We start from the raw sequence: 26,993 nt of genomic DNA on the forward strand, positions 1-26,993 counted from the left end.
CGCCGACAACGGCAGCGACGACGGCGAGACGCCAGCGGCGACGGCGGTGAGGGCAGGGGTGGATCAGGAGCGGTTGTGCCGCAGTCTCGCGCTGACCCAGCGTGCGCGGCGACGCAGGATGCGGGGAATGCCCAGCTCTGCGTCGGTGGGATGCAGCCGGGTCGCGGCGCGCGGGAGAGCCCGGCCGCGCGGGTACCTCAGATGGCTGCGGTTACGTGCCACGTCACGGAAGTCGTGCGTCAACCCCATACCGGGTCCCTGCCCCCGCCCCAAGGTCAGTAATCGCCCCGGGATCCGGCAATCGGCCTATGCGCCGGGCACATGTGTGCGGCTGTCCGGCGCCGGGGACGGGGGCACAGCCGGCTTCCGGCCGCCGGCTCAGCGGTCCGGTTCCGGATCGCTCAGCCAGTGCACCAGCTCACCGGTGAAGCCTTCCGGGTCCTCCTCGTGCGGATAGTGCCCCAGCCCGTCGAACAGACGCCAGCGGTACGGGGCCTCGACGTACTCGCCCGACCCCGCCGCGCTCCGGGTCCGCATCACCGGATCGAGTGAACCGTGCAGATGCAGTGTCGGCACCCGTACCGGGCGCTTCATCCGGCGGTAGAACTGCATCCCGTCCGGACGCGCCAGCGACCGCACCAGCCACCGGTACGGCTCCACCGAGCAGTGCGCCGTGGAGGGTACGCACATCGCCCGCCGGTAGTTCTCCACCGCCAGGACGCCCGCGTCCCCGGTCGGGCCGGGCGGCCGGGGGCCGGCCCAGTCCCGGATCAGCCGCTCCACCAGGGCGCCGTCGTCCGCCACGAGCCGGCGTTCGGGCAGCCAAGGGCGCTGGAACCCCCAGATGTAGGAGCCGGCCGCCGTCTGCCGGACGTCCCCCAGCATGGCGGCCCGCCAGCGGCGCGGGTGCGGCATCGAGGCGACGACGAGGCGGCGGATCAGCTTCGGCCGCATCACCGCTGCCGTCCACGCCAGGTAGCCGCCCAGGTCGTGCCCGACCAGTGCCGCGTCGGGCTCGCCCAGTGAGCGGATCACACCGGTCACATCGAGCGCGAGGTTGGCCGGGTCGTAGCCGCGCGGCGTACGGTCGCTGCCGCCCACTCCGCGCAGGTCCATCGCCACGGCCCGGTAGCCCGCGTCGGCCAGCGCGGGGAGCTGGTGCCGCCACGCCCACCAGTACTGCGGGAAACCGTGCACCAGCAGTACCAGCGGGCCCTCACCCATCTCGGCGATGTGGAACAGCGCTCCGTTGGCTGCCACGTCCCGGTGCGTCCAGGGGCCCTCGGGACGGATCACCGCCGCCGGGCTGTCTGCGAGCGTCATACGGACGAGCGTGTCACACCCTGGAGCTGCGGGTGCTCCTCGCCGCCGTCCCCGGCCGCGCGCGGGTGCGGCTTGGCGTGCGAGAGGACCGCGGCGGTCTGCTTCGCGGAGGCCACCGACTTCTGCGGGCTCTTGCTCTTGGAGACCTTCTTGAACTTGGCCAGCGCCAGCAGCAGCAGGAGCAGCGCGAGGGCGATGAAGGCGCCGCCCACGATCAGGAACGACCAGGCGAGGCCGAGCCCCAGGTTGTGGATGCCGTAGGCGGCGGCGAAGCTCAGCACGGGGAGCGCGAAGAGCAGGAAGACCCCCGCGATCAGGGCGGCGCCGCTGCCCAGCACGCCGCGCTTGACGTCCTGTCGCAGCTCGGCCTTGGCCAGCGCGATCTCGTCGTGCACCAGTGCGGACATCTCCGCGGTCGCCGCTGCGACCAACTGGCCGAGGCTGCGGCCGTCGTCGGCTGCGCTCATCGCTGTCTCCCTTGCGGTAGTGAGGGCCCGCCGCGGTGCGGGCCCGGAGTTCCCTGGCTTGCGTGCGGGGTTCCCTCGCGGTGGCCGGTCAGGCTCCGATCATGCCGGACCATCGTCCGTCACGTCGTGGCGTGTGGCCACCTCGGCGAGCCTGCGGTGCTCCGCCGCCTTCGCCTCGTAGAGCGTCGCCATCCGCAGATGGAAGTCGGGGTTGTGCTCCTCGTACACGTCGGGGACGCCGTCGCCGTCCTCGTCCCGGTTCTCGGCGTCCACCAGCGAACGGTGCCTGCGGGCCCGGATCTTGAGCATGATTCCGGCGAACACCGCGGCCAGCAGGGAACCGATCAGCACGGCGGCCTTGGCCTCGTCGGCGAGCACGGGATCGTCGGTGAAGGCCAGTTCGCTGATCAGCAGCGAGACGGTGAAGCCGATGCCGGACAGCGCGGCGATGGCCAGTACGTCGGCCCAGCCCAGCTCGCGGTTCAGTTCGGCCTTGGTGAAGCGCACCGCGGCCCACGCGCCGCCGAACACCCCCAGCGTCTTGCCCGCGAGCAGACCGAACACCACGCCCAGCGTCTCCGGCTTGCTGAACACGTCGCCCAGCGCGCCGCCCGAGACCGTCACGCCGGCCGCGAAGAGGGCGAAGACGGGCACGGCCAGTCCGGACGAGAGCGGCCTGACCTGGTGTTCGATGCGGGCGGCCGGTGAGGTCTCCTCGCCGGGGCGCAGGGAGCAGCGCAGCATCAGGCCCATCGCGACACCGGCGACCGTGGCGTGCACCCCGCTGGCGTGCATCAGCCCCCACACGACGAGGGCGAGCGGGACGTACACGTACCAGCCGCGCACCCCCCGGTGGTGCAGGAACCAGAAGAGGGCCAGCCCGGCCACGGCGCCCGCCAGCGCCCCGAAGCTGATGCCCGCCGAGTAGAAGATCGCGATGATGACGATGGCGCCCAGGTCGTCGACGACGGCCAGGGTCAGCAGGAAGGCACGCAGCGCGGAGGGCAGCCCGGTGCCGAGCACGGCCAGCACCCCCAGCGCGAAGGCGATGTCGGTCGCCATCGGGATCGCCCAGCCGCGCAGGTCCCCGCCCCCGGCGGCGAAGGCCAGATAGACCAGCGCGGGGACGGCCATACCGCACACGGCCGAGACGATCGGCAGGGCGGCGGCCCGCGGATCGCGCAGTTCGCCCGCGACCAGCTCCCGCTTGAGCTCGATCCCGGCGACGAAGAAGAACAGGGTGAGCAGGCCGTCCTTGGCCCAGTCGGCGACCGAGAGGTTCAGATGGAGTGCCTCGGGGCCGAAGTGGAAGTCCTTGACGTCCTGGTAGAAGCCGCCGGCTCCGGTGTTGGCGAGCAGCAGGGCGACGACCGCGGCGGCCAGCAGCAGGGTGCCGCCGACCGTCTCGGTGCGGAGTGCGTCCGCCAGGAACGTACGTTCGCGGAGTGGGAGCCTGCCGAGGAAGACCGAACGGTGGCCGCCGTCCCGCCCGGCGGACGTCTCGGGCCGGTCGGCGGTCTCTCCGTCCCGCCCGTCGGAGTGCTCGGACCGCGCGGTGAGCTGCGCGTCCTGTCGGGGGGACTGTCCCGGCTGCTGGGGGTCGGTGCCCTGGTCAGGGCGGTGCGGCGGCGTCATGGCGGGGGCCTCCGGAAGGTGGCGCGGACACACCTGTGGTGTGTGCCGACCAGACTTCCCGGCTCGCCCACGGACCTGTCGCCTCGCGGAGGCGACACAGCCAGCCTAACCAAACGGGTGAGGGGCACCCGGTCGGTTGTCCGGATGCCCCTCCCGCCATGGGGCCCGCACGGCCCCGTGCGGGTGGTGCGTGGCCCGCGCCGGCGGCGTCAGTCCTCGCTGGCGGCGCTCGGCAGCTTGGACTGGATGAGGTCCATCACAGACGAGTCGGTGAGGGTCTGGGTGTCACCCAGCGTCCGGTTCTCCGCCACGTCGCGCAGCAGCCGGCGCATGATCTTTCCGGAGCGGGTCTTGGGCAGCTCCGCGACCGGCAGGATGCGCTTCGGCTTGGCGATCGGGCCGAGCTGCTTGGCGACATGCGCGCGCAGGTCCTCGACCAGTTCCCCGTCCTCGGCCGTGCCGCCGCGCAGGATGACGAACGCGCAGATGGCCTGCGTCGTCTGCGGATCGGTCGCGCCCACGACCGCGGCTTCGGCCACCTTGGGGTGGGAGACCAGGGCGGACTCGACCTCCGTGGTGGAGATGTTGTGCCCGGAGACGAGCATCACATCGTCCACCCGGCCCAGCAGCCACACATCGCCGTCGTCGTCCTTCTTGGCGCCGTCGCCCGCGAAGTACTTGTTCTCGAAGCGCGACCAGTAGGTGTCGAGGAAGCGCTGGTCGTCGCCCCAGATGGTGCGCAGCATCGACGGCCACGGCTCGGTCAGCACCAGGTAGCCGCCGGCGCCGTCGGCCACCTCGTTGGCCTCGTCGTCCACGACGGTCGCCGAGATGCCGGGCAGCGGTACCTGCGCCGAGCCCGGCTTGGCCTCGGTGACGCCCGGCAGCGGGCTGATCATCATGCCGCCGGTCTCCGTCTGCCACCAGGTGTCCACCACCGGTGTGCGGTCCCCGCCGATGTGGTGCCGATACCACACCCACGCCTCGGGGTTGATCGGCTCACCCACCGAACCCAGGATGCGCAGCGACGACAGGTCGAACTTCGCGGGGATGTCGTCGCCCCACTTCATGCTCGCGCGGATCGCCGTCGGCGCGGTGTAGAGCACGGTGACGCCGTACTTCTGCACGATCTCCCACCAGCGGCCCTTGTGCGGCGAGTCGGGAGTGCCCTCGTACAGCACCTCCGTCGCACCGTTGGCGAGCGGGCCGTAGACGATGTAGGAGTGGCCCGTCACCCAGCCGACGTCGGCCGTGCACCAGAACACGTCGGTCTCCGGCTTGAGGTCGAAGACGGCGTGCGAGGTGTAGGCGACCTGGGTGAGGTAGCCGCCGGTGGTGTGCAGGATGCCCTTCGGCTTGCCCGTGGTGCCCGAGGTGTACAGGATGAACAGCGGGTGCTCGGCGTCGAAGTCCTGCGGCGTGTGCTGCTCGGACTGGCGGCCGACCACCTCGTGCCACCACAGGTCGCGTTCCTCGTGCCACGCGATGTCCTCCTGGCCGGTCCGCTTGACGACCAGGACGTTGCGGACCTTCTCGGTGCCCGGCCGGGTGAGCGCCTCGTCGACCGCGGGCTTGAGTGCGGACGCGGCGCCCTTGCGGTAGCCGCCGTCTGCGGTGATGACGACCCGGGCGTCCGCGTCCTCGATCCGGGTGGCCAGCGCGTCGGCGGAGAAGCCGCCGAAGACGACCGAGTGCGGCGCTCCGATCCGGGCGCACGCCAGCATCGCGACGACCGTCTCCGGGATCATCGGCATGTACACGGCGACCCGGTCGCCCGCCTGCACGCCGAGTTCGGTCAGCGCGTTGGCGGCCTGTGAGACCTCGCGCTGCAGGTCGGCGTAGGTGAGGGTGCGGGTGTCGCCCGGCTCGCCCTCGAAGTTGATGGCGACCCGGTCGCCGTGACCGGCCTCCACATGGCGGTCCACGCAGTTGTAGGCGACGTTGAGCTTGCCGTCCTTGAACCACTTGGCGAAGGGCGGGTTCGACCAGTCCAGCGTCTCGGTCGGCTCGGTGCCCCAGGACAGCCGCCGTGCCTGTGCGGCCCAGAAGCCCAGCCGGTCGGCCTCGGCCTGCTCGTACGCCGCAGCGGTCACGTTGGCGTTCGCGGCCAGCTCGGCGGGCGGCGCGAACCGGCGCTCCTCCTTGAGCAGGTTGGAGAGGGAAGGACTCTCGTTCATGTCGGCTCCCGTCGGCAAGTGGTGTAGACCAATACCTGATAACTGGCATGCTTAGTGATCGCGGGAGCCCGGTCAACCCCCGGGTGATCCTGGCACCTCGGACCCTGCTGGGTACAGCGGCATTCCGGGAGTGGTTGCGTGTCGTCCCGCGCCACATCGGAGTGTGCCGCGTTCCCGCACGCCGCGGGGCGCCTCCGCGCGACGAAATCGCCCGGCGGCGCCCCCTGTTGCGCGCTGTCCCGTCGGCAGCTCACCCACAGCGGACCGGCAGTTCTCAGGCGGCTCCGGCGGCCCGTGGAGCCGCCCGGCGCCGACTGCCCCGGCCCCTGGCCGGAAGCCCACCGCCCCCTCTCCACAACCCCGCGGCGCGGCCGGCGGCCCCGGGCGCGGCGGCTGATGTCATCGGCGGCTCACAGGACGACGGGGTCGGGCCGGACGGCGGCGAACACCGGCTCCGGCGCGAGGGCGTCCCCGGCCGGCGCGTCCAGCACATACGCCTGTGCCTCGCCGACGTGGAAGTACATGCCGTGCAGTTCGAGGGTGCCCTCACCGAGCCGCCGGGCCACGCACGCGTGCGCCGCCAGGTGCTCCAACTGCTGGACGACGTTGGTCAGGCAGAGCGCCTCGAGCGGGTCGGCCGTCTCCCGGTCCGCGAGGCGCGGGGCGCCCCCGGCCGCCGTGCGGAACCGCTCCAGGGACGGGCGGCCGTGCTGCAGCCAGCGGCCGAGCGGCGTCCCGGCGGTCTCCGCGGCGTCCGCCGGGGCGGTGTGCAGCGCCTGCATGGCACCGCAGCCGGAGTGCCCGCACACCGTCACCGAGGCGACCCGCAGCACGTCCACGGCGTACTCGATCGCCGCCGCCACCGACTGGTCGCCGCGCTCCCCGCCGGGCGGCGGAACCAGGTTCCCCACGTTCCGGACGGTGAACAGATCGCCAGGACCGCTTGAGGTGATCATGCTGGTGACGACGCGCGAGTCGGCACAGGTGAGGAACAGCTGCGAGGGCCGCTGCCCCTCGCGCGCCAGTCTCGCCAGCTCGTCCCGCACCAGTGGCGCCGTGCTGCGCTGGAAGTTCCGCACCCCGCCCAGCAGCTGCCCGCGGTGGGAGAGGAGCGCGTCGTCCTCCCCGCGCCCCACCCGGGCGGGGCCGGCCCCCGGCGTGCTCCCGGTGCCGCTCGCGTCGGACGGGCCCGCGGCTCCGCCCGCCCCCGCCGTCCGGGGCGCGTCCTGCCCGTCGCGCGCCGTGCCGCCGCAGCCGCCGGATTCCAAGCGGCTGCCGGGAGCCGTGCCGAGAGGGCCGGGAGAGGGGCCGCCGCGGCCGGGAGCGTCGGAGGAGTTCTCCGGCCCGGACGGGGCCGGACGGGTGCACTGGTGGTTGCGCCACGGCGTCCACGGCGTGCACACATGCGCGGTGGCGGGTTCCCCGATGTCCGCCCCGCCGTGCCCGCTGACCTCGACCTCGCCCCCTGCGGCCGTATGCGTGGCCCGCCAGTCCTCCAGCGCCTCGTACGCCGCATGGTCCATGAACGATCCCTCCAGTTCCACGACTGCCTTCGCCCCCTCGGGCACCTGGGCCAGCGCCCGGCTCAGCCGCGGCACCGCGAGAAACGTCAACTGCCCCCGCACCACGACCCGGTAGCCGTCCCGGGGCCGTGCCGCGGACCCGGGCCCGCCGACCGCGTCGTGCGCCACGTCGATCCGGGCCCGGGCCAGCCGGTGCAGTGCCAGCACCACGGCCACCGCGATGCCCACACCGACCCCCTCCAGCACACCCAGCAGCACCACCGAGACCGATGTGGCACCGAAGACCACCGCCTCGCGGTGCCGTGCCACTTTTCTGATGTGGCCGAGGTTGATCATCCGCACGCCCACGACCATCACCAGCGCCCCCAGCGCCGCCAGCGGGATCAGCTCCAGCACTCCGACCAGCAGCCCGGCTGCCAGCAGCACCCATACGCCCTGCAGCAGGGCCGAGTTCCGGCTGACGGCGCCGGCGGCGATGTTCGCCGTGCTGCGGACCGCGACTCCGGTGACCGGCAGTCCGCCCAGCGCGCCCGACACCGCGTTCGCGACGCCGTGCGCGCGCAGCTCCCGGTCCAGGTCGCTGCGCGGCACCCGGCTCCCGGCCTCGCGCGCGGCCGTGAGCTTGTCGGCCGCGACCGCCGCCAGCAGTGCCTGCACGCTGGCCACCAGAGTGAGCGTCAGGACCGCCGTGCCCAGTCCGAGCACCGGGCCCTCCGGCAGTTCGGGAAGTGCGTGCGAACGCCAGGAGGGCAGGTCGACGCGGGGCAGCCCGGCGCCGGCCAGCACCGCGGCAAGGGTGGCCAGACAGACCGCGGCCAGCGCGGCGGGCACGCGCGCCGCGGCCGCGCCGATCGCGCCCCCGTACTGCTTCAGCCGGGGCCAGGCGAGCAGCACGACCACGGTCAGGCTGCTGACGGAGAGCGCGGCGGGCTGCACCGCGGTGATCCGGCCGGGCAGTTCCAGCGCGTTGGTGAGCGGCGAGCTGTCGGGATCGCCGCCGAGCATCACGTGGAGCTGGGCCAGTGTGATGGTGCACCCGATCCCGGCCAGCATGCCGTGCACGACCGCGGGGCTCACCGCCAGCGCGGAGCGGGCCACGCGCAGGAAGCCGAGGCCGACCTGGGCGCCCCCCGCCAGGACGGTGATCGCACAGGTGGTCTGCCAGCCGTACCGCTGGATCAGTTCCGCGGTGATCACCGTCAGTCCGGCTGCGGGTCCTGTGACCTGCAGCGGGGCGCCTCCGAGCCGTCCGCAGACCACTCCGCCCACCGCCGCGGCCACCAGCCCGGACTGGAGCGGTGCTCCGGCGGCCAGGGCGATGCCGAGAGAGAGCGGGAGGGCGATGAGAAAGACGGTGACGGACGCGGAGAGGTCAGCCGACCAGCGCTGGCGCGGGGTCGGGTGGTCCGGGGCGGCCCTGGGACCGCTGAGCACCGGGGGGCGGTGGGACATCGCGACTCCTCCCGAGGTCGGCACTGTGCGCGACGCTCTCGTCACTCCCCGTCGGGAGTAAAAGAACAGTAATGCCAAGTAAAGGCTTGGCGAAGTGCGGAGTGGGGCCTGGTGGTCACGGTTCCACCCATCGAGTGAACAGTGCCAAAAAAGCCGCTTGTCCTATTTGTCTTATTAACGTCTCATGTCACTTTTGTGAGCGTGGCAACGCCGGTCCCGCCCGGTGACCGACGAGACAAGGCGACAGGACGAGGTGAGCCGATGGCAGCCACGCGAAGAAGACCCGCTCTCACCACCGTGGTCCCGACAGTGCTGGCACTGTCCCTGGCCGCGGCGGGCTGCTCCGGGGGCGGGAGCGCGCAGCGGGTCGAGGAGTCGCCCGGCGGGGCGCCCGGGGCCCGTCCCCAGACCAAGCCCCGGCTCCTGGGGGACGGTTCGACCTCGCTGACGGGCCGCCAGCCGTTCCAGCCCACGCCGCACAAGCTGAAGCCGGGGAAGAAACCGCCGCAGTTCGTCGTCTTCTCCTGGGACGGAGCCGGAGAGGACGACAAGGGGCTCTTCTCCCACTTCCGCAAGCTCGGCAAGAAGTACGGGGCGGCGCAGACCTACTTCCTCAGCGGCATCTACACGCTGCCGGAGGATGAGGCGAAACGTTACTCCCCGCCGGGTCACGCCCCGGGCGCCGCCGACATCGGCTACCTCAACGACAAGCACGTGCGCGCCACGCTCCGCCAGGTACGCAAGGCGTGGCTGGACGGCAGCGAGATCGGCACCCACTTCAACGGCCACTTCTGCGGCCCGCAGGGCGTGGGCGCGTGGTCGGTCGAGCAGTGGAAGAGCGAGATCGAGCAGGCCCGCTGGTTCGTCCAGAACTGGAAGACGACCACCGGGTGGAAGAAGGCCGAAGCACTCCCGTTCGACTACAAGCGGGAACTCGTCGGAGGGCGCACACCCTGCCTGGAGGGGCAGGACAACCTGCTGAAGGCGGCCGCGCAGATGGGCTTCCGCTACGACTCCAGCGGCAACGGCACCCAGGTGTGGCCGGACAAGCGGCAAGGCCTCTGGGACCTGCCGCTGCAACAGGTCCCCGTACCCGGACGGGCGTTCGAGACGCTCTCGATGGACTACAACTTCCTCGCCAACCAGTCCGGCAGCGTCGACGGAGCGGTGGAGAAGCGGCCGCACTGGAAGCGCCAGATGCGCGACGGCCTGCTCCAGGGGTTCCGACGCGCCTATACGGGCAACCGCGCGCCGATGATCATCGGCAACCATTTCGAGGACTGGAACGGCGGCATCTACATGGACGCCGTCGAGGACGTCATGAAGACGGTCTGCCGCAAGGACGGCGTCCGCTGCGTCTCGTTCCGCCAGCTGACCGACTGGCTCGACGCACAGGACCCGGGCATGCTCGCCAAGCTGCGCACCCTGCAGGTCGGCGAGAAGCCCGCGGGCGGCTGGCGCAGGTTCCTCGCCGAGGACACCACCGCGGCCGAGGCGAGCTGAGCGGCGCTCCCGTTCCGGGCCCCGGTCGCCCGGAACGGGAGCTCACCGCGCAGCCGTGCGGTCGGACGCGTCCGGAGCGGTCAGGCCGGCTGCGGCGTCGCCGCAGCCCGCGCCCCTTCGCCCAGTGCGAACGACGGATCCACCTGCGCCGCGAGGTCCGCGCCGGTCTTCTCGTTGCCCCAGCTCTCCGCGTTGCGCAGATGGAAGTGCACCATCTGCCGCGTGTACCGCTCCCAGTCCCGCAGCCCGTACGCGGCGTCGGCCGTCTCGTACAACGCGGCCAGGGAGCGGGCATTGTCGTCCTCCAGCTCGGCGAAGGGGCGCGGGCGGCCCTTCTCCATGGCTCGCACCCAGTCCGAGTGGCCGAAGGTCACCAGCAGGTCCTCGCCCACCTCCTGGCGCAGGAAGTCGACGTCGTCCGCGCTCTGCACCTTGTTGCCCACCACGCGCAGGGCGACCCCGAAGTCCCGTGCGTACTCCTTGTACTGCCGGTAGACCGACACACCCTTGCGGGTGGGTTCGGCCACCAGGAACGTCATGTCGAAGCGGGTGAACATTCCGGAGGCGAAGGAGTCGCTGCCCGCCGTCATGTCGACGACCAGGTACTCCTCGCGGTCGTCCACCAAGTGGTTCAGCAGCAGCTCCACCGCTCCCGTCTTGGAGTGGTAGCAGGCCACGCCCAGGTCGGACTCGGTGAACGGGCCGGTGGCCAGCAGCCGGACATCCCCGCCGTCCAGTGCGAGAGCGCGTGCGCAGGCGTCGTAGACCGGGTTGTCCTCCTGCAGCCGGAGCAGCCGGGAGCCCTCGCCGGGCGGTGTCGTCTTGATCATCTTCTCGGCGGAGGCGATCCGCGGGTTGCTGCCCCGCAGGTACTCCTTGATGAGCGGCAGGTGGGCGCCCAGCGCCGGCAGTGCCGCGGCCTCGGAGTCGTCCAGCCCCAGCGCGGCACCCAGATGCTGGTTGATGTCGGCGTCGACGGCGACGACGGGGGCGCTCCGGGCGGCGAGATGGCGCACGAACAGCGAGGACAGCGTGGTCTTCCCGCTGCCGCCCTTCCCTACGAAAGCGATCTTCATGTTCAACAGCGTAAGCGGTCGGGAGCACCGCACCGGCGGACGTGAGTGAAGAAGACCACTCGATCGTGGGGTTGGGCCGCCCGGCCGGGTGCGTAGGGTCGTACGCATGAGTAGCACCGCTCGCCCCGACGACGGCGGCACCTCGAACTCCTCGGGCTCCTCGGCCCACGGGCCCGCCGCGGCCGATCCGCTGGCCTCCCTCGCCGCGCTGCCGGGCGTGCCGGAGGCCGTCGAGTCCGTGCGCGGCTCCGTCGACCGGGTCTACGGGCACCGGGTCATGCGCCGCCGCAGCAGCGAGGTCAGCGCGGAGGCCGCCTTGCGCGGAGCCCGTGCCACCGCCGCTTCGGAAGGCGTCGACTGGGCGCTCGAAGAGGTGCGCCGCCGCAGCGACTTCGGTGTGGAACCCGACGCCCGCACGGTCGGCGCGGGTCTGCGGGTGACGGCCGAGGCCGGGCAGCTGCTCGACATCTGGCAGCAGTCCCCGCTGCGCGTACTGGCCCGGTTGCACCTGGTCGCCGCCGGGGGAGTGGCCCCCGAGGGCACCGTGGGCCGGCCGCGCCGTCCGGGAGAGCCGGTCGACGGCCCGGAGCTCGGCCTGGAGCTGCCCGGGGCCGACGAGGTCGCGGCCCGGCTGGACGGGCTGGCACAGCTCGTCACCGGCGGCACCGCGGCCCCCGCGCTGGTGACCTCCGCCGTCGTGCACGGCGAACTCCAGGTGCTGCGCCCGTTCGGTTCGTACAACGGGCAGGTCGCACGTGCCGCCGAGCGCGTCGTGCTGGTGGGCAGCGGTCTCGACCCCAAGGCCGTCTGCCCGGCCGAGGTGGGCCATGCGGAGCTGGGCCGGGAGGCGTATCTGACGGCCCTGCGCGGCTACGCCTCAGGAACACCCGAAGGAGTGACCCAGTGGATCGCGCACTGCGGACGCGCGGTCGAACTCGGTGTCCGCGAGAGCACCGCGGTGTGCGAGGCGATGCAGCGGGGAGCGGCCTGACCGGGGGCCGGGCAGCACGTTCGGCTCTTCGGGCGGTGCCGAGTGCCGTGGCACCGCCACGGCCCGAACACCGCGGCGGAGTGAGCCGGTGCGGGTGGCGGGAGGCCGCGGACCGGCCGGACGCCGGGCGGGGACCCGTCGGACGCCGCTGCGGGGGTGAGCCAATCCGGCGCATGACGCCGCGAACCGGTCGGACGTGGCGGTCGACCGGATCGGGAATGCGAGCGGCCCCGCCGTCGGGGCGGGGCCGTCGCTGGCATGTCCACCGGGTTACCAGTGCGTGCGTGATGATGTCCGAACGTCAGGGCGGAATCTTTGCCCGTTCCTGAGGGGACCTGCCCGATCGCGGGCTCTGCGTCGCGTGGGTGCCCGGTATTCATGCGTGCGGTCCGTGGGGCCATCTGCGTGAAACGGGATCCTCTCGGATGCCGTCGGTCTCGCGGGCCGTCGATTCCTTTGTACTCCCCGCCGGGGGCGAGCGGAAGCCCCGCCGTCAGATCTTTACTCTGCCCGTTCTGTGGTGTTCTGACGGTAATGTGTGCGTGCCTGTCTGCGGCAGGAAGTGTCCTGCGGGGCCCATGTGTCAGGAGTGGCGGAACAGCGGAGTCGGCCGGTTCCGGTTGCTGAGCCACACGAAGCCCGCTGTCGCCGCGGCGGCGCCCACCGCCACCGCTGTCAGCGCCAGCGCGGGCCGCGAAGGCATGGACAGCGCCGGGATGCGCTGCCTGAGCCGTACGGGCCGGGAGAACGTCAGCACCGGCCACTCGCGCGCGAGTGCCTCCTTGCGCAGGGCCCGGTCCGGGTTGACGGCGTGCGGATTGCCGACCGCCTCCAGCATCGGCAGGTCCGTGACCGAGTCGCTGTAGGCGTAGCACCGCGCGAGGTCGTACCCCTCGGACTCCGCCAGTTCCCGGACGGCCTCTGCCTTGGTCGGGCCGTAGGCGTAGTACTCGATCTCTCCGGTGAAGCGGCCCTCCTCGACGACCATGCGGGTGGCCACCACCCGGTCGGCGCCGATCATCCGCCCGATCGGTTCGACCACCTCGGCGCCGGAGGACGAGACGATGACCACGTCGCGTCCCGCCAGGTGGTGCTTCTCGATGAGGGAGGCGGCCTCGTCGTAGATGATCGGGTCGATCAGGCCGTGGATCGTCTCCGCGACGATCTCTCTGACCTGCTCGACGTCCCAGCCGCGGGCGAGTCCGGAGAGGTACTCCCGCATCCGTTCCATCTGGTCGTGATCGGCGCCTCCGAGGAGATATACGAACTGCGCGTAGGCAGTCCGGAGCACTGCGCGGCGATTGATCAGGCCACCCTGGTAGAAGGACTTGCCGAAGGTGAGCGTGCTCGACTTCGCAATGACCGTCTTGTCCAGATCGAAGAAGGCGGCTGTCCGGGGCATCGCGAGATTTTTCACGGCACCGAGCATAGGCGCCCACCATTCGGCGTAAGCTGGGGCGCGTGGGTTTGCCTGAGAAGGCTCTCGGGTACACCATGGAAGTCACGGATCGTTCGCGACCGTGCTAACCCGGCCCGACTCCTCCCCCCCCGAGTCGGCCGTGGGGACGACCCCCGCTCTCCCCCCCGGCGGGGGTCGTCGCATGTCCGGGGGCATTTCTCGGCCTCGGCCCGCAGGGGGCGGGGCCTTTTCGATCTTTCGGGAGCGGACTCCCGGATTCCCCCTCGAAGTGACGCAGGGTAATCGAAAGACTGCTCTCCGATGGTCACTGGTTTGGGTGAGTGAGTTATTCACAGTCTCTGGGTTGTCCACAGTTTTCGACCATGATCCACAAGTTTTTCCGGTTCGCTGCACCGTGAATCCCGTCGGTGTCCGCAGGCGTTTGCGGACGCGAGTGCCCAACTGACGGGGAGGGCCCGGAGCGTGGCCGAAAACATTCTGATTGTCACCGAGGACGAGGAACTCCTCGATGACCTACTGCGACTGTGCGCAGCCGCCGGGACGGAGCCCCAGGTCGCTCACGGCGGCCCGTCGGGCGGCGCGGGGTGGGCCTCCTGGAGCGGCGCCGCCTCCTGGGAGCGGGCGCCCCTGGTGCTCGTCGGCGACGACTGCGCCGGTGCCTCCGGATTCGGCGCCGCCGACGACGGCACGCCCGGCGCGGACGGGCCGGTCCCGCGGCGGCCCGGGGTACTGCTGATCGGGCGGGACTGGGACGATCCGGGCGTCTGGCAGCGCGGAGTACGCGTCGGTGCGGAGAGCGTGGCCCTGCTGCCCGATGCGGAGAGCTGGCTGACCGGCCGCATCGCCGACGCTTTGGAAGGGGTCGGCGATGCGGCCCTGACCGTGGGAGTCATCGGCGGCAGGGGCGGAGCCGGGGCCTCCACCCTGGCGTGCGCCCTGGCGGTCACCGCGGCCGCCGCCGGCGAGCGGACGACACTCGTCGACGCCGACCCGCTCGGCGGCGGCCTGGACATCCTGCTCGGCGCGGAACGGACGCAGGGGCTGCGATGGCCCGACTTCGCCGAGTCACGCGGCCGGGTCGGCGGTGCCGCCCTCGCGGACTCCCTGCCCCGGCCGCACGGCCTGAGCGTGCTCAGCTGGGACCGGGGCGAGCGGGCGCCGGTACCCGCCGACGCCATGAAGGCGGTGCTCTCCGCTGCCCGGCGGCGCGGCGGAGTGGTCGTCGTCGACCTGCCCCGGCAGGTCGACGCGACGGTCGCGGAAGCGCTGGTGCAGCTCGACCTCGGACTTGCGGTCGTCCCCGCGGAACTGCGCGCCGTCGCCGCGGCCCACCGGGTCGCCGCCCGCACCCGATCGGCGGTCCGCGACCTGCGGGCGGTGGTGCGGCCGCCGGACGGCCCGCAGCGCCGCAACCCGCCCGACGCCGGACTCGACGACACGGAGGTCGCCCGGCTGCTGGGACTGCCGCTGGCCGGTGAGCTCCCCTGGGAACGCGGGCTGCTCGCGGACGTCGACCGCGGCAGGCCGCCCGGCTCGGCGAAGAACGGCGCCCTGGCCCGCTTCTGCGGCCGGTTCTGGGAGCAGGTGCTCAGCGGCACGGGAGTGGCGGCATGACCGCGCGGGACGACGGCGCCCGAGCGGCCGCGCCGACGACGGGCGCCGCACGCCGCACGGGCGCGACCGGCGCAGGCACCTCGCTGCTGGACTCGGTGCGGCGCAGCCTCGCCGAAGCGGGCGCCGAGCCGACACCCGCCGGGGTGGCCGCCGCGCTGCGGGCCCAGGGACGGCTGATGGGCGACAGCGCGGTGCTGGGGGTCGTGGAGGCCCTCCGCTCCGAACTCGTCGGGGTCGGCCCGCTCGAACCTCTGCTGGCCGACCCCGAGGCCACCGACGTGCTGGTCACCGCCCCCGACCAGGTCTGGGTGGACCGCGGCCGGGGCCTGGAGCCTACCCGGGTGCGCTTCCCCGACGCCGCCGCCGTGCGCAGGCTCGCGCAGCGGCTGGCAACCTCGGCGGGGCGCCGCCTCGACGACGCCCGGCCCTGGGTCGACGCCCGGCTCCCGGACGGCACCAGACTGCACGCGGTACTGCCCCCGGTCGCCGTGGGCTGCACCTGCCTCTCCCTGCGGGTGATGCGCCCCCGTGCCTTCGGCCTGGCGGAGCTCGTGACCGCCGGGACGGTGCCGCCGGGCGGGGAACGGCTGCTGCGAGCCGTACTGGACGCCCGCCTCTCCTTCGTCGTCAGCGGTGGCACCGGATGCGGCAAGACGACACTCCTGTCCACCCTGCTGGGGCTGGCCGGCCCCGACGAACGCATCGTCCTCGCCGAGGACTCGGCCGAACTGCGCCCCGACCACCCCCATGTCGTACGACTGGAGGCCCGCCCGGCCAACCAGGAAGGTGTGGGCCGGGTGGAACTGCGCGATCTGGTGCGGCAGGCGCTGCGCATGCGGCCCGACCGCCTGGTCGTGGGCGAGGTCCGGGGTCCCGAGGTCACCGATCTGCTGGCCGCCCTGAACACCGGTCACGAGGGCGGGTGCGGGACCGTGCACGCCAACGCCGCCGCAGACGTCCCGGCCCGGCTGGAAGCCCTGGCCGGCACGGCGGGCCTCGACCGGGCCGCGCTGCACAGCCAGTTGGCGGCGGCGCTGGACCTGATCGTGCACGTGGTCCGGGGGCGCGACGGCAGGCGGCGGATCGCACAGATCCACGTGCTGGAGCGGGACGCGGCCGGTCTGGTGACGACGGTGCCGGCCGCCGTGTGGAGCGGTCCGGGAGCGGGCGGCCCTCGTGACCCCGCAACCGGGTTCGTCCGGGCGCGCGGCTGGCCACGGCTGGAGGAGTTGCTCCTGCGGCGACACGCCGACGGAGCGGAGGGCGAGGGCCTGCCCGCCGAGAGCACGGGCCTCCCCGGAAGTGTCGCTTCCGTAGCGGGACGCGCCCGAGGGCCGCTTCCGGCCGCGGCCGGTGCCGTGACGGCTCCGGTGCCACCGAACGGGCCATGGCCCATGCAGAGGAGCCCCCGATGAGCTGTACCGCAGCCCTCGCGGCGGGGATCGAGCCCCCGGTGACCCACGCGGCGTACGCCGCGGCGATGTGCGCGGGTGCGGCGGCCTGGCTGCTGACCGGGCGCCATGAAGGAGCCCGGCGGGCCAGACTGCTGCTCGCGGGCGGAGCGGAGACATCGGCGCGGCGCCCAGCGGTCGCCCTGCCGGACCGCTGGCGGGAAGCCACCGCCGCGGCCCGTGCACGCTTCGCCGGACGGGCCGGGCACGAGTGGTGGTGCCTGCTCGCGGGAGTGCTGGTGGCGCTGCTGGGCCGGTCCTGGATTCCGGCGCCGGCCGGGCTCGCCGCCGTTCCTCTGGCCCGGCGGTGGCTGCGGCGGCGTGCCGCGGGGCGGCTGGCACAGGAGCGCGAGACCGCCGTGGCCCGACTGTGCGGGGCGGTCGCGGGCGAACTGCGGGCCGGGAAGCAGCCGGACAGCGCGCTGCTGGCCGTCGACCGTGCGCCGCTGCGATGCCTGGGGGACGCGGGGGCAGCTGTACGCGCCGCGGCCCGGTTCGGTGGCGATGTACCGGCGGCGCTGCGCGAGGCCGCGCTGCTGCCCGGAGCGGAGGGGCTGGCCGGGGCGGCTGCCTGCTGGCAGGTGGCCGTCGAAGGCGGAGCAGGGCTGGCCGAGGGGTTGGAACGGGTGGCGGGGGCGGTGCGCGCACACGGCGAGCAGCGTGCGGAACTGCGGGCACAACTGGCCGGGCCCCGCTCCACCGCCTTGGTGCTGGCGCTGCTGCCGGTCTTCGGACTGGCCCTGGGCACCGCCATGGACGCCGATCCGCTCTGGATCCTGCTGCACACTCCGACCGGATTCGGCTGCCTCGTCGTCGGAGCGCTGCTGGAGTGGGCCGGGCTGCTGTGGGTCGCCCGCATCGTGCGCGCCGCCGAGGGCGCAGCGGAACCCGCCGGTGTCACGGCTCCCGCACCCGGGGCGGAGCGGGGCGCACAGCCCGGCAGGGGCTGGTCGAAGTGAGCGCCGGATGGTTCGACGTTGTCCCCAGGGTGTGGACATGGGCCCCGGCTGCCACGGGGACGCTGGCGGTGGCGTGGAGCCTGGCGCAGGCACTGGGGGCACTCAGGACGGAGGGATCCGTGCGGCGTCGCGCGCACCTCGTGTGCGGGGTCCCGGCGGAGCGGGGACCCGGCGGAGCCGGCCCCGGACCGACGGGCCGGCGGACGGGCACCGGGAAGCGGTTCACCGTCGGCCTGCGCACAAGGCGGGTACGCGAGGGCGCCGCTTCGACGGGCGCCGGTGTGCTGGGACTGCTGCTGATCGGCGGCGCGGCCGGATGGCTGGTGGGTGGCGCGGCCGCCTGGGGGACGTGGCGGCTGCTGCGGCGGGCCGCCGCACAGGATCCCCGGAGCAGCATGGAGCGGACCGAAGAGGAACAGCTCCCCCTGGTCGTCGAGCTGATCGCGGCCTGCCTGGCGGCCGGGGCCGGTCCCGGCCGCGCCGCCGAGGCCGTCGGGAGCTCGGTCGGCGGCCCGTTGGGGACCCGGCTGGCGCGAGCCGCCGTGGAGCTGCGCCTGGGTGCCGAACCCGCACTGGTGTGGGGGCGGTTCGCCGAGCGGCCCTGGGGTGTGGAGTTCGCCCGGTGCATGGAGCGTGCCGGGACGGCCGGAGTGCCCGCGGTCGACTCCGTCGCCCGGCTGGCCGCCGAACTGCGAGGCGGCCGGGCCCGGGCCGCGGGCAGCAAGGCGAGACGGGCGGCGGTACTGGTCACCGGGCCTCTGGGGCTGTGCTTCCTGCCCGCGTTCCTGGTGGTCGGAGTCGTACCCGTGCTGCTGGGGCTCGCCCGGTCGCTGTGGTGAGCGGCAGCAGACGGCACACGGGCCGGTCGCGGGCAGTGAGCGGCTCGCTCTGTGCGGACATCGAGAGAGGACATCGGTTGATGGAGGACGAGCGGATGACAGGCCTCGCGAGGCTGCGTCGGCTGTGGGAGTGCGCGAAGCTGCGGTGTCCCGGCGGGGACAGCGGGATGAGTACGGCCGAGTACGCCATGGGCACCCTCGCAGCGGTCGCGTTGGCCGCAGTGCTCTACAAGGTCGTCACCAGCGGCGCGGTGAGCGCCCAGCTGCAAAGTCTCGTCGAACGGGCGCTCGATGCGCCGTTCTGACCGGGCGCCGGGCCGGGGCCGGAGGCCCGATAGCGGGCGGCCCGGCCGTGGACAGTGGGGCCGGGATCTCGGCGCAAGCGGTGGAGGGCGGCTGCGGAAGGCGGATCGGAGTGCCGGATATGTGACAGCGGAGGCCGCCGTGGTGATCCCGGCCCTGGTGCTCCTGGTGGCCGGACTCCTGTGGGGGCTGATGGCCGCGGTGGCCCGGATCCAGTGTGTGGACGCGGCGCGCGCCGGAGCACGGGCGGCTGCCCGCGGCGAGCCCGAGGACGGCGTCCGGCAGGCCGCGCGGGCGGCTGCCCCGCCCGGCGCTCGGGTGAAGACGGTACGGAAGGGCGAGCTGGTGCGGGTCGCGGTGCGGGCTCGAACGGCCGGCCCGGGCCCGCTGACCGTGGAGCTGCGCGCGGAGGCGGTCGCGCTGGACGAGAGGAGGGCGGGTGGCAGCCGGATTCCGTGAGGACGGAGGGTCGGCCTCGGTGTGGGCGGCACTGAGCGTCGTGGTGCTGTGCGGCGCGTTCGCGGGAGTGCTGGGCTTCGGCCAGGCGGTCTGGGTACGGCACCGGGCGGGCGCCGCCGCCGATCTGGCGGCGCTCGCTGCGGCCGACCGCGCGCCGGCCGGCCCGGCCCGGGCCTGTGCGACGGCGCGCCGGGTGGCCCGGGCCCAGCACACGCGGGTGGCCCGCTGCACGGTCCGGGGCGAGGTCGCGGATCTGGAGACACGACTGCGGTGGGGGCCTTACACGGCGCGAGCGCGTGCCCGTGCCGGCCCGGCCGACCTCCCGACCGCGGACGTGTCCACCGATGCGGCGGACGCAGACCGCCCACCGATGCCGTCGGCACCGGAACCGGAGGAAGGAGGCGCCGGGGAAGCGGGCCCGGCGGCGGTTCAGGTGGCGGAGCGGAGGAGTTCGGTGAGGAGCCGGACGGCACCGCGCTTGTGGAGCGGGTCGTTGGCGTTTCCGCACTTGGGCGACTGGATGCACGAGGGGCAGCCCGCCTCGCACTCGCAGGAGGCGATGGCGTCGCGGGTGGCGGTCAGCCAGCCGCGCGCGGTGTGGAAAGCCCGCTCGGCGAAGCCGGCCCCGCCGGGCTGGCCGTCGTAGACGAAGACGGTGGGAAGGAGGGTGTCCGGGTGCAGGGCGATGGAGACACCGCCGATGTCCCAACGGTCGCAGGTGGCGAACAGCGGCAGCATGCCGATGGCCGCGTGCTCGGCGGCGTGCAGCGATCCGGCCAGGATCTCCGGGCCGATCCGGGCGGCGTCGAGCTGATCCTCGGTGACGGTCCACCACACCGCGCGGGTGCGCAGGGTGCGGGGTGGCAGGTCGAGCTTGGTCTCGCCGAGGACCTCGCCGGTCAGCAGGCGGCGGCGCAGATAGGAGACGACCTGATTGGTGACCTCGACGGATCCGAAGCACAGCCGGGCGTCGCCCCAGGGGTGCTCGGCCTCGGTCTTCAGCACGGCGAGAGAGGTGGTGTCACGCGCCATCGTGGTCCACGGAGGCGACGCCTCCTCGACGAGCGCGGCGGAGTCCTCCAGATCGAGCCGGCGCACCACATAGGTGCGGCCCTGGTGCAGATGGACCGCGCCCTCGTGGACGGTGGTGTGCGCGGCACCGGCGTCGACGGTGCCCAGCAGCCGCCCCGTGCCGTCCTCCACCACCTGCACCGGCTTCCCGCCGCTGCCGCGGATGTCGGTCAGGTCGGCGGCCCGCTCCTTGCGGGTCCAGTGCCAGCCGGAGCTGCGGCGCCGCAGCAGCTTGCGCTCTTCGAGCTTGCCCAGCAGTTCCGGCGTCTCCGGTCCGAAGAGGGCGAAGTCTGATTCGGTGAGCGGGAGCTCGGCTGCGGCTGCGCACAGGTGGGGCGCCAGGACATAGGGGTTGTGCGGATCCAGGACGGTGGACTCGACCGGGGTGTGGAAGACGGACTCGGGGTGGTGGACGAGATAGGTGTCCAGCGGTTCGTCCCGGGCGATCATGATGGCCAGCGCGCCCTGACCGGCCCGGCCGGCCCGCCCGGCCTGCTGCCAGAGTGACGCGCGGGTGCCGGGGTAGCCGGTGATGAGGACGGCGTCCAGACCGGAGATGTCGATGCCGAGTTCCAGCGCGTTCGTGGCGGCGAGTCCCAGCAGCTCGCCGGTGTGCAGTGCCCGCTCCAGGGCGCGCCGTTCCTCGGGCAGATAGCCGCCCCGGTAGGCCGCGATCCGCGCGGACAGCCCGGCAGGCCGCTCCGCGCCCGGTACCGGGTCCCCGGCGCCGCGGCTGCCGGGCGTCGTGGCGGTGTCGTGCGCCGCTTCCGGTGCCGGGCTCCCGGCGATACCGGGGCGGCGGGGCGCGGGGAGAGCGGCGAGGCGGTCCTGGGCGATGAGGGAGATCAGCTCGGCGCCGCGGCGGGAGCGTACGAAGGCGACAGTACGTACCTCCTGGGCCGCCAGATCGGTGAGCAGCTCGGCGGCCTCGGCGGTGGCGGTGCGGCGGACCGGGGCGCCGCGTTCGCCCTCCAGTTCGGTCAATGGCGGCTCCCACAGGGCGAAGACGGTCTCTCCTCGCGGGGAGGTGTCCTCGGTGATCTCGACCGGGCGCACACCGGTGAGCCGGGCCGCTCCCTCGCCGGGCGCCGCCGCGGTGGCGGAGGCCAGCAGGAAGACCGGTTCGGAGCCGTAGCGCGCGCACACCCGGCGTAGCCGCCGCAGCACTTGGGCGACGTGGGAGCCGAAGACGCCGCGGTAGGTGTGGCACTCGTCGACGACCACGTAGCGCAGGGCCCGCAGGAAGGAGGACCACCGGCTGTGGCCCGGTAGCAGGCCGCGGTGGAGCATGTCCGGGTTGGTCAGCACGTAATTGGCGTACAGCCGCACCCATTCGCGCTCTTCCACCGGAGTGTCCCCGTCGAAGACGGCCGCCCGCACTCCGGTGCCCAGCGGGGAGGCCAGATTCGTCACGGCGCGCCGCTGGTCCGCCGCGAGTGCCTTGGTGGGCGAGAGGTACAGCGCGGTGGCGCCGCGTCCGTTCGGGGCCTCGGAACCGTCCAGCAGGGTGCTGAGCACGGGGACGAGATAGGAGAGGGATTTTCCGGAGGCGGTACCTGTGGCGATGATCACGGAGTCGCCGTCGAGGGCATGGGCGGCGGCGCGGGCCTGGTGCTCCCAGGGGCGGTCGATGCCCGTCTGCTGCACGGCATCGATCACTTCCGGCCGGATCCGGTCGGGCCATTCTGCATGGCGACCGTTTCGCGGGGGCAAGTGCTCCGTATGGGTGACACGCCCGGCGCGGTCCGGCCCCTTGGTGAGACGAGCGAGCACGTCGCGAGGGTCGCCGCGGGGGGCCGAGCGCTGCGGCTCGGCTCGCGGGCGTACGCTCGCGGACCGGGTGTGCTGTTCGTTGGCCATCGGTACCGAGTGTGTCACTGGCGAGGCGGACAATGACCGCAAGGCGTCGTCCCCTCCTGCTGGTAAGTGATTGAATGCCTCTGCGGCTGCCGATCCGTCCCCTGCCTTTGGGGGTACCTCCCTCCGTCAGGGCAGGGGGAGGGAGAACCGAGGGGGCTGACCGCTCGATAGCAAGGTGCTGGAGGATCCGTGGACCTGTCCCTGTCGACCCGAACCGTAGGCGATCGTACGATCGTCGAGGTCGGTGGCGAGATTGATGTATACACCGCGCCCAAGCTGCGTGAGCAGTTGGTCGAGCTCGTAAACGACGGCAGCTACCACCTCGTCGTGGACATGGAGGGCGTCGACTTCCTCGACTCCACCGGGCTCGGCGTGCTCGTGGGTGGGCTCAAGCGGGTGCGTGCCCACGAGGGCTCGCTGCGCCTGGTCTGCAACCAGGAGCGCATTCTCAAGATCTTCCGGATCACCGGTCTCACGAAGGTGTTCCCGATCCACTCCTCGGTCGACGAGGCCGTAGCGGCCACTGACTGACATGCCGGACCGCCGGTCCGTCCCCAGTGGGGCGGACCGGCGGCTCATCGGCTGACTGGCGCATGGGCGCCGGGGCCCGGCTCTCCGAGTCCTCGGACGGACATCGCAGACTTTCAGGGAAGACCGAGGGGGATGGCATGGCCACCGTTGAGCTGCTCTTCAGCGCGCTGCCGGAGCACGTCCGTACGGCGCGGCTGGTGGCTGCCGCCGTGGCGCGGCGGGCCGGTGTCGACGAAGCCGTGCTCGACGAGGTGCGGCTGGCCGTCGGCGAGGCGTGCACCCGCGCCGTCGGACTGCACATGAGTCACGGCCTCAGCAGCCCGGTGCGGGTGTCGCTCATCGAGGACGAGAAGAAGTTCTCGATCGAGGTCGGGGACGAGGCGCCGCACCGGCGTTTCTCGCTGCCCGGCGGCACGCTCGGGGCCGGAGCCTCGGCAGCACCGAAGAACGGTGCCGCGGCCAAGGCTGCCGGAAACGGCAGCGGCCCCACGGGCGGAGCGGCCGGTGGGCTCGTGGAGGCCGAGGGGGCGCTGATGCCCGGAGCCCGCGACGAGATCCCCGAACCGGTCCCCGAGGAGGACGAGGGCGACGGGGAGATGGGGCTCGCGGTGATCAGCGGGCTGGTGGACGACGTCGAGGTGACGACCGACGAGAACGGCGGCGTGATCCGTATGAGCTGGCCCACGACGGAGCCCGTCCTCCCCTGAAACCTGCACCGGGCCTGTCCTCGGTCCGGTGCCTGGCCTCGGCCCGGTTCCTGCTCCTCTGTCCGGGATCCGGACCCGTCCCTGCGGAGTCGGCCCTTGGTCCGTCCCGGGCTGCCGGGGCCCGGGGCGGAGTCGTACGCCTGGGCCGGCTGCTCCTGGAACCCGGACTCTCGTGACGTCTCCTGATCGTCTCTGGACGTCTCTGGACGCCTCCTGAGGTTGCGTGCCGGGGCGGGGACCGGCCGCCATGCCGAGGGCCGAGAAGCTGGGACTGAGCCGCCGGGACTGAGCCGCCGGGGCCGAGAAGCCGGCACCGAGAAGCCGGCATCGAGCCGCCAGGACCGGGGGCCGGGCCCCGGGACGCTGTCGGTGCGTCGACCGCCGACCCGGAGCTGTCTCCGGCTCCCGGGACCCGTCCTCCCCGGAAAACTTTCCGGACCTCCACATCCTCCCCCGTCATAGCCCGCCACATCCCGAGAAGATTTTCGATCTTCGGTTCACTCGCCCGTGCCGGGTTTTGTGATCTTCATTTCTGATCTTTGAAGATCCGTTTCGATATTTCTGACCAGCCATTAAACCGGTCGCTCCGACCCTCTTCGTTCACCCGATAGATCGTTTTCCTGGGGTCAGTTGAATTTGCGGATTCCCTCGTGCGAGCGAATTATCCGCTTCCTGTGCGGCTGATCTTCGCCGATCCCGGCGAATTCTCGCTGCTGCGCTCTGTTTTGATCTGGTGGCGCTCCCTACAATCCGTCCACATCTTTGCAGCAGGACGCCTGAGCGTGCTTGCGCGCGCCCATGTGCCAAACGTCAAGGAGGACGAATGGCGGGGCATCTCAGCCCACTCCACCAACCCCAGTACCTCGCGGACGCCGCAGAGCTGACCAGTGGCAACCGGGGACTCGCGATCGTGATCGCGGTTGTCGCGCTCGCAGCGCTCGGCGTCGCCATGGTGCTGGTACGACAAGTGCTCGCCGCGGGCGAGGGCACCGACAGCATGAAGAAGATCGCCGCCGCCGTGCAGGAGGGCGCGAACGCCTACCTGGCGCGGCAGCTGCGTACCCTCGGGGTATTCGCGGTGGTGGTCTTCTTCCTGCTCATGTTGTTGCCGGCCGACGATATGCAGCAGCGGATCGGCCGGTCGTTGTTCTTCCTGGTCGGTGCCGGATTCTCGGCGGCGACCGGCTATATCGGCATGTGGCTCGCGGTGCGCAGTAATGTGCGCGTGGCCGCCGCGGCCCGTGAGGCGACCCCGGCGCCGGGCGCCGAGGAAGCGTCCGGCGATCTCACCGCGGTTTCCCACCGGGCGATGAAGATCGCATTTCGCACCGGTGGGGTCGTCGGAATGTTCACCGTTGGGCTCGGGCTCTTCGGTGCCGCCTGCGTGGTGCTCGTCTACGCGGCCGACGCGCCGAAGGTGCTGGAGGGCTTCGGCCTCGGCGCCGCGCTGATCGCGATGTTCATGCGGGTCGGCGGCGGAATCTTCACCAAGGCCGCCGACGTGGGTGCCGACCTGGTCGGCAAGGTCGAGCAGGGCATTCCGGAGGACGACCCGCGCAACGCGGCCACCATCGCGGACAACGTCGGGGACAACGTCGGCGACTGCGCCGGAATGGCGGCCGACCTGTTCGAGTCGTACGCCGTGACGCTGGTGGCCGCGCTCATCCTCGGCACCGCCGTGTTCGGCAACGACGGGCTGGTCTTCCCGCTCCTCGTGCCCGCCATCGGGGTGATCACCGCCATGATCGGCGTGTTCGCCGTGGCGCCGCGCCGCGCCGACCGCAGCGGGATGACCGCGATCAACCGGGGCTTCTTCATCTCGGCCGTGATCTCGCTCGCGCTGGTGGCGATCGCCGCCTTCACCTACCTGCCCTCCAGCTACGCGGACCTCAAGGGCGTCTCGGGAGACGACGCGCAGGAGATCCTCGGGCACAGCGGCGACCCGCGCATGCTGGCCGTCGTGGCGGTCGCGATCGGCATCGTGCTCGCCGCCGTCATCCAGCAGCTGACCGGCTACTTCACCGAGACCACCCGCAAGCCGGTGCGGGACATCGGCCGGACCTCCCTCACGGGGCCGGCGACGGTCGTGCTCTCGGGCGTCTCCATCGGCCTGGAGTCGGCCGTCTACACGGCGCTGCTGATCGGGCTGAGCGTCTACGGCGCGTTCCTGCTGGGCGGCGGCACCGTGATGCTGGCGCTGTTCGCCGTCGCGCTGGCCGGGACCGGGCTGCTGACCACCGTCGGCGTGATCGTCGCCATGGACACCTTCGGGCCCGTCTCGGACAACGCGCAGGGCATCGCGGAGATGTCCGGCGACGTCGAGGGCGCGGGCGCCCAGGTCCTCACCGACCTGGACGCGGTGGGCAACACCACCAAGGCGATCACCAAGGGCATCGCCATCGCCACGGCGGTGCTCGCCGCCGCCGCGCTCTTCGGTTCGTACCGCACCGAACTGGCCCAGGCGCTCACCGACGCGGACCAGAGCGCGGGCAAGATGCTGGAACTCGTGGACATCGCCCAGCCCAGCACGCTGGTCGGGCTGATGTTCGGGGCCGCGGTGGTGTTCCTGTTCTCCGGGCTCGCCATCAACGCCGTGTCCCGCTCCGCGGGTTCGGTCGTCTTCGAGGTGCGGCGGCAGTTCCGGGAGCGTCCGGGGATCATGGACCACACCGAGCAGCCCGAGTACGGCCGGGTGGTGGACATCTGCACCAAGGACGCGCTGCGGGAGCTCACGACTCCGGGGCTGCTGGCCGTGATGGCGCCGATCCTGGTCGGCTTCACCTTCGGGGTCGGTGCGCTGGCGGCGTTCCTCGCCGGGGCGATCGGCGCCGGCACCCTGATGGCCGTCTTCCTCGCCAACTCGGGCGGCGCCTGGGACAACGCGAAGAAGCTGGTGGAGGACGGCCACCACGGCGGAAAGGGCAGCGAGGCCCATGAGGCCACCATCATCGGCGACACGGTCGGCGACCCGTTCAAGGACACCGCGGGCCCGGCGATCAACCCGCTGCTGAAGGTGATGAATCTGGTGGCGCTGCTGATCGCACCGGCCGTGGTGCAGTTCAGCTACGGCGAGGACAAGAGCGTCGGCGTGCGGGTGGTGGTCTCGTTGGTCGCCGTGGCGGTCGTCGTGGGCGCCGTGTACCTGTCCAAGCGGCGCGGTGTCGCCGTGACGGACGAGAACACCGCCGAGCGGCGCGCCGAGCCCTCCGACCCGCCGGTCGATCCCGCGGATCCGGTGGACCCGGTGGCTGCCTCGTAGCCCCTGGGCACCGGGCCGGAGCGGGCGGCCGGCACCGGTTCGCGGCGGTACCGCCGCAGGGCCGGGCCAGGGCCGTACGACGGCCGCGAGCGGTGGCCGTCAACCGGCGAGCGGGCGGGACGCGTTGGCGTCCCGCCCGCTCGCCGCGTCTCCCCGGGCCACTTCCGGTATGCCCGCCCGCGTCCCGTCCGCCGGGAGCACGGGAGCACGGGAGCACGGGAGCACGGGAGCACGGGAGCACGGGAGCACGGGAGCACGGCAGGACGGGCGGCGCGGGAGCGTGTGGGATGTCGCGCCCAACTGTTGGTGCAAATGGCTGCAATAGTAGGCATAAGGTTCTTCCGGCTCGTCGTCACTCCCGCTCTGGCGTGTA

20 protein-coding genes and 1 pseudogene are annotated in these 26,993 nt (G+C 72.6%); 12 read left to right on the forward strand and 9 right to left on the reverse strand.

Features of this window, described 5'->3' with window-relative positions:
- Positions 1–63: 63 nt before the first annotated feature.
- From ACFYMO_RS17230 to ACFYMO_RS17255, 6 genes are all read right to left on the reverse strand, one after another.
- Positions 64–249 (reverse strand): hypothetical protein, encoded by a 186-nt coding sequence (locus ACFYMO_RS17230; RefSeq protein ID WP_366773353.1) that lies wholly within the window; start codon positions 247–249, stop codon positions 64–66.
- A gap of 129 nt (positions 250–378) precedes the next feature.
- Positions 379–1,323: an alpha/beta hydrolase gene (locus tag ACFYMO_RS17235; protein WP_366773354.1), complete on the reverse strand. Its 945-nt coding sequence runs from the start codon at positions 1,321–1,323 to the stop codon at positions 379–381.
- The gene (locus tag ACFYMO_RS17240; protein ID WP_019355556.1) at positions 1,320–1,790 is read right to left on the reverse strand and encodes a phage holin family protein; all 471 of its coding nucleotides are present in this window, start codon (positions 1,788–1,790) and stop codon (positions 1,320–1,322) included. The genes ACFYMO_RS17235 and ACFYMO_RS17240 overlap by 4 nt, the downstream gene beginning before the upstream one ends.
- Before the next feature lie 99 nt (positions 1,791–1,889).
- On the reverse strand, positions 1,890–3,425 hold the full coding sequence (gene nhaA / locus ACFYMO_RS17245) for a Na+/H+ antiporter NhaA (protein WP_366773355.1): 1,536 nt from the start codon (positions 3,423–3,425) through the stop codon (positions 1,890–1,892).
- A gap of 209 nt (positions 3,426–3,634) precedes the next feature.
- The gene (gene acs, locus ACFYMO_RS17250) at positions 3,635–5,602 is read right to left on the reverse strand and encodes an acetate--CoA ligase (protein ID WP_366773356.1); all 1,968 of its coding nucleotides are present in this window, start codon (positions 5,600–5,602) and stop codon (positions 3,635–3,637) included.
- A gap of 410 nt (positions 5,603–6,012) precedes the next feature.
- Positions 6,013–8,577, reverse strand: a complete 2,565-nt coding sequence (locus tag ACFYMO_RS17255; protein ID WP_388547183.1) for a SulP family inorganic anion transporter — start codon at positions 8,575–8,577, stop codon at positions 6,013–6,015.
- Between the two features lie 261 nt (positions 8,578–8,838).
- Here ACFYMO_RS17255 and ACFYMO_RS17260 point away from each other — a divergent pair, with 261 nt between their 5' ends.
- Complete coding sequence (locus ACFYMO_RS17260; protein ID WP_366773358.1) at positions 8,839–10,080, forward strand: hypothetical protein; 1,242 nt, start codon at positions 8,839–8,841, stop codon at positions 10,078–10,080.
- A gap of 80 nt (positions 10,081–10,160) precedes the next feature.
- Here ACFYMO_RS17260 and ACFYMO_RS17265 read toward each other — a convergent pair whose 3' ends face one another.
- Positions 10,161–11,156 carry an ATP-binding protein gene (locus tag ACFYMO_RS17265; protein WP_366773359.1) on the reverse strand — a complete coding sequence of 332 codons (996 nt, stop codon included), beginning with the start codon at positions 11,154–11,156 and terminating at the stop codon, positions 10,161–10,163.
- Between the two features lie 106 nt (positions 11,157–11,262).
- On the opposite strand from ACFYMO_RS17265, the gene ACFYMO_RS17270 reads away from it, so the two are divergent.
- Entirely contained in the window at positions 11,263–12,147 is an 885-nt protein-coding gene (locus ACFYMO_RS17270) for an oxidoreductase (protein WP_366773360.1), read from the forward strand.
- 583 nt (positions 12,148–12,730) lie between these two features.
- Here ACFYMO_RS17270 and ACFYMO_RS17275 read toward each other — a convergent pair.
- The gene (locus tag ACFYMO_RS17275; RefSeq protein ID WP_366773361.1) at positions 12,731–13,576 is read right to left on the reverse strand and encodes an HAD family hydrolase; all 846 of its coding nucleotides are present in this window, start codon (positions 13,574–13,576) and stop codon (positions 12,731–12,733) included.
- Between the two features lie 453 nt (positions 13,577–14,029).
- Between ACFYMO_RS17275 and ssd the strand changes: the two genes are divergently transcribed.
- The 7 genes and pseudogenes from ssd to ACFYMO_RS17310 all read left to right on the forward strand — a co-directional run.
- The gene (gene ssd, locus ACFYMO_RS17280; RefSeq protein WP_388547188.1) at positions 14,030–15,181 is read left to right on the forward strand and encodes a septum site-determining protein Ssd; all 1,152 of its coding nucleotides are present in this window, start codon (positions 14,030–14,032) and stop codon (positions 15,179–15,181) included.
- Positions 15,178–16,596: a TadA family conjugal transfer-associated ATPase gene (locus tag ACFYMO_RS17285; protein WP_366773363.1), complete on the forward strand. Its 1,419-nt coding sequence runs from the start codon at positions 15,178–15,180 to the stop codon at positions 16,594–16,596. The genes ssd and ACFYMO_RS17285 overlap by 4 nt, the downstream gene beginning before the upstream one ends.
- Entirely contained in the window at positions 16,593–17,591 is a 999-nt protein-coding gene (locus ACFYMO_RS17290) for a type II secretion system F family protein (protein WP_388547193.1), read from the forward strand. The genes ACFYMO_RS17285 and ACFYMO_RS17290 overlap by 4 nt, the downstream gene beginning before the upstream one ends.
- A gap of 119 nt (positions 17,592–17,710) precedes the next feature.
- On the forward strand, positions 17,711–18,430 hold the full coding sequence (locus ACFYMO_RS17295) for a type II secretion system F family protein (RefSeq protein ID WP_388547196.1): 720 nt from the start codon (positions 17,711–17,713) through the stop codon (positions 18,428–18,430).
- Between the two features lie 95 nt (positions 18,431–18,525).
- Positions 18,526–18,735, forward strand: a complete 210-nt coding sequence (locus ACFYMO_RS17300) for a DUF4244 domain-containing protein (RefSeq protein ID WP_366773366.1) — start codon at positions 18,526–18,528, stop codon at positions 18,733–18,735.
- Between the two features lie 121 nt (positions 18,736–18,856).
- Positions 18,857–19,192 (forward strand): TadE family type IV pilus minor pilin, encoded by a 336-nt coding sequence (locus ACFYMO_RS17305; protein ID WP_366773367.1) that lies wholly within the window; start codon positions 18,857–18,859, stop codon positions 19,190–19,192.
- A 43-nt stretch (positions 19,193–19,235) separates the two neighbouring features.
- Positions 19,236–19,445: pseudogene (locus ACFYMO_RS17310) on the forward strand (Rv3654c family TadE-like protein); the annotation flags it as partial.
- Between the two features lie 176 nt (positions 19,446–19,621).
- Here ACFYMO_RS17310 and ACFYMO_RS17315 read toward each other — a convergent pair.
- The gene (locus ACFYMO_RS17315; protein WP_366773368.1) at positions 19,622–21,922 is read right to left on the reverse strand and encodes a DEAD/DEAH box helicase; all 2,301 of its coding nucleotides are present in this window, start codon (positions 21,920–21,922) and stop codon (positions 19,622–19,624) included.
- Between the two features lie 390 nt (positions 21,923–22,312).
- On the opposite strand from ACFYMO_RS17315, the gene bldG reads away from it, so the two are divergent.
- The 3 genes from bldG (at position 22,313) to ACFYMO_RS17330 (ending at position 26,620) form a co-directional block, all read left to right on the forward strand.
- The gene (gene bldG / locus ACFYMO_RS17320) at positions 22,313–22,654 is read left to right on the forward strand and encodes an anti-sigma factor antagonist BldG (protein ID WP_016473000.1); all 342 of its coding nucleotides are present in this window, start codon (positions 22,313–22,315) and stop codon (positions 22,652–22,654) included.
- A 137-nt stretch (positions 22,655–22,791) separates the two neighbouring features.
- Entirely contained in the window at positions 22,792–23,361 is a 570-nt protein-coding gene (locus ACFYMO_RS17325; protein WP_366773369.1) for an ATP-binding protein, read from the forward strand.
- 823 nt (positions 23,362–24,184) lie between these two features.
- Positions 24,185–26,620: a sodium-translocating pyrophosphatase gene (locus ACFYMO_RS17330; RefSeq protein ID WP_366773370.1), complete on the forward strand. Its 2,436-nt coding sequence runs from the start codon at positions 24,185–24,187 to the stop codon at positions 26,618–26,620.
- The last annotated feature ends 373 nt before the right edge of the window (positions 26,621–26,993 follow it).

The sequence above is a fragment of the Streptomyces sp. NPDC007025 genome (genome assembly GCF_042869455.1).
Lineage (GTDB): Bacteria > Actinomycetota > Actinomycetes > Streptomycetales > Streptomycetaceae > Streptomyces.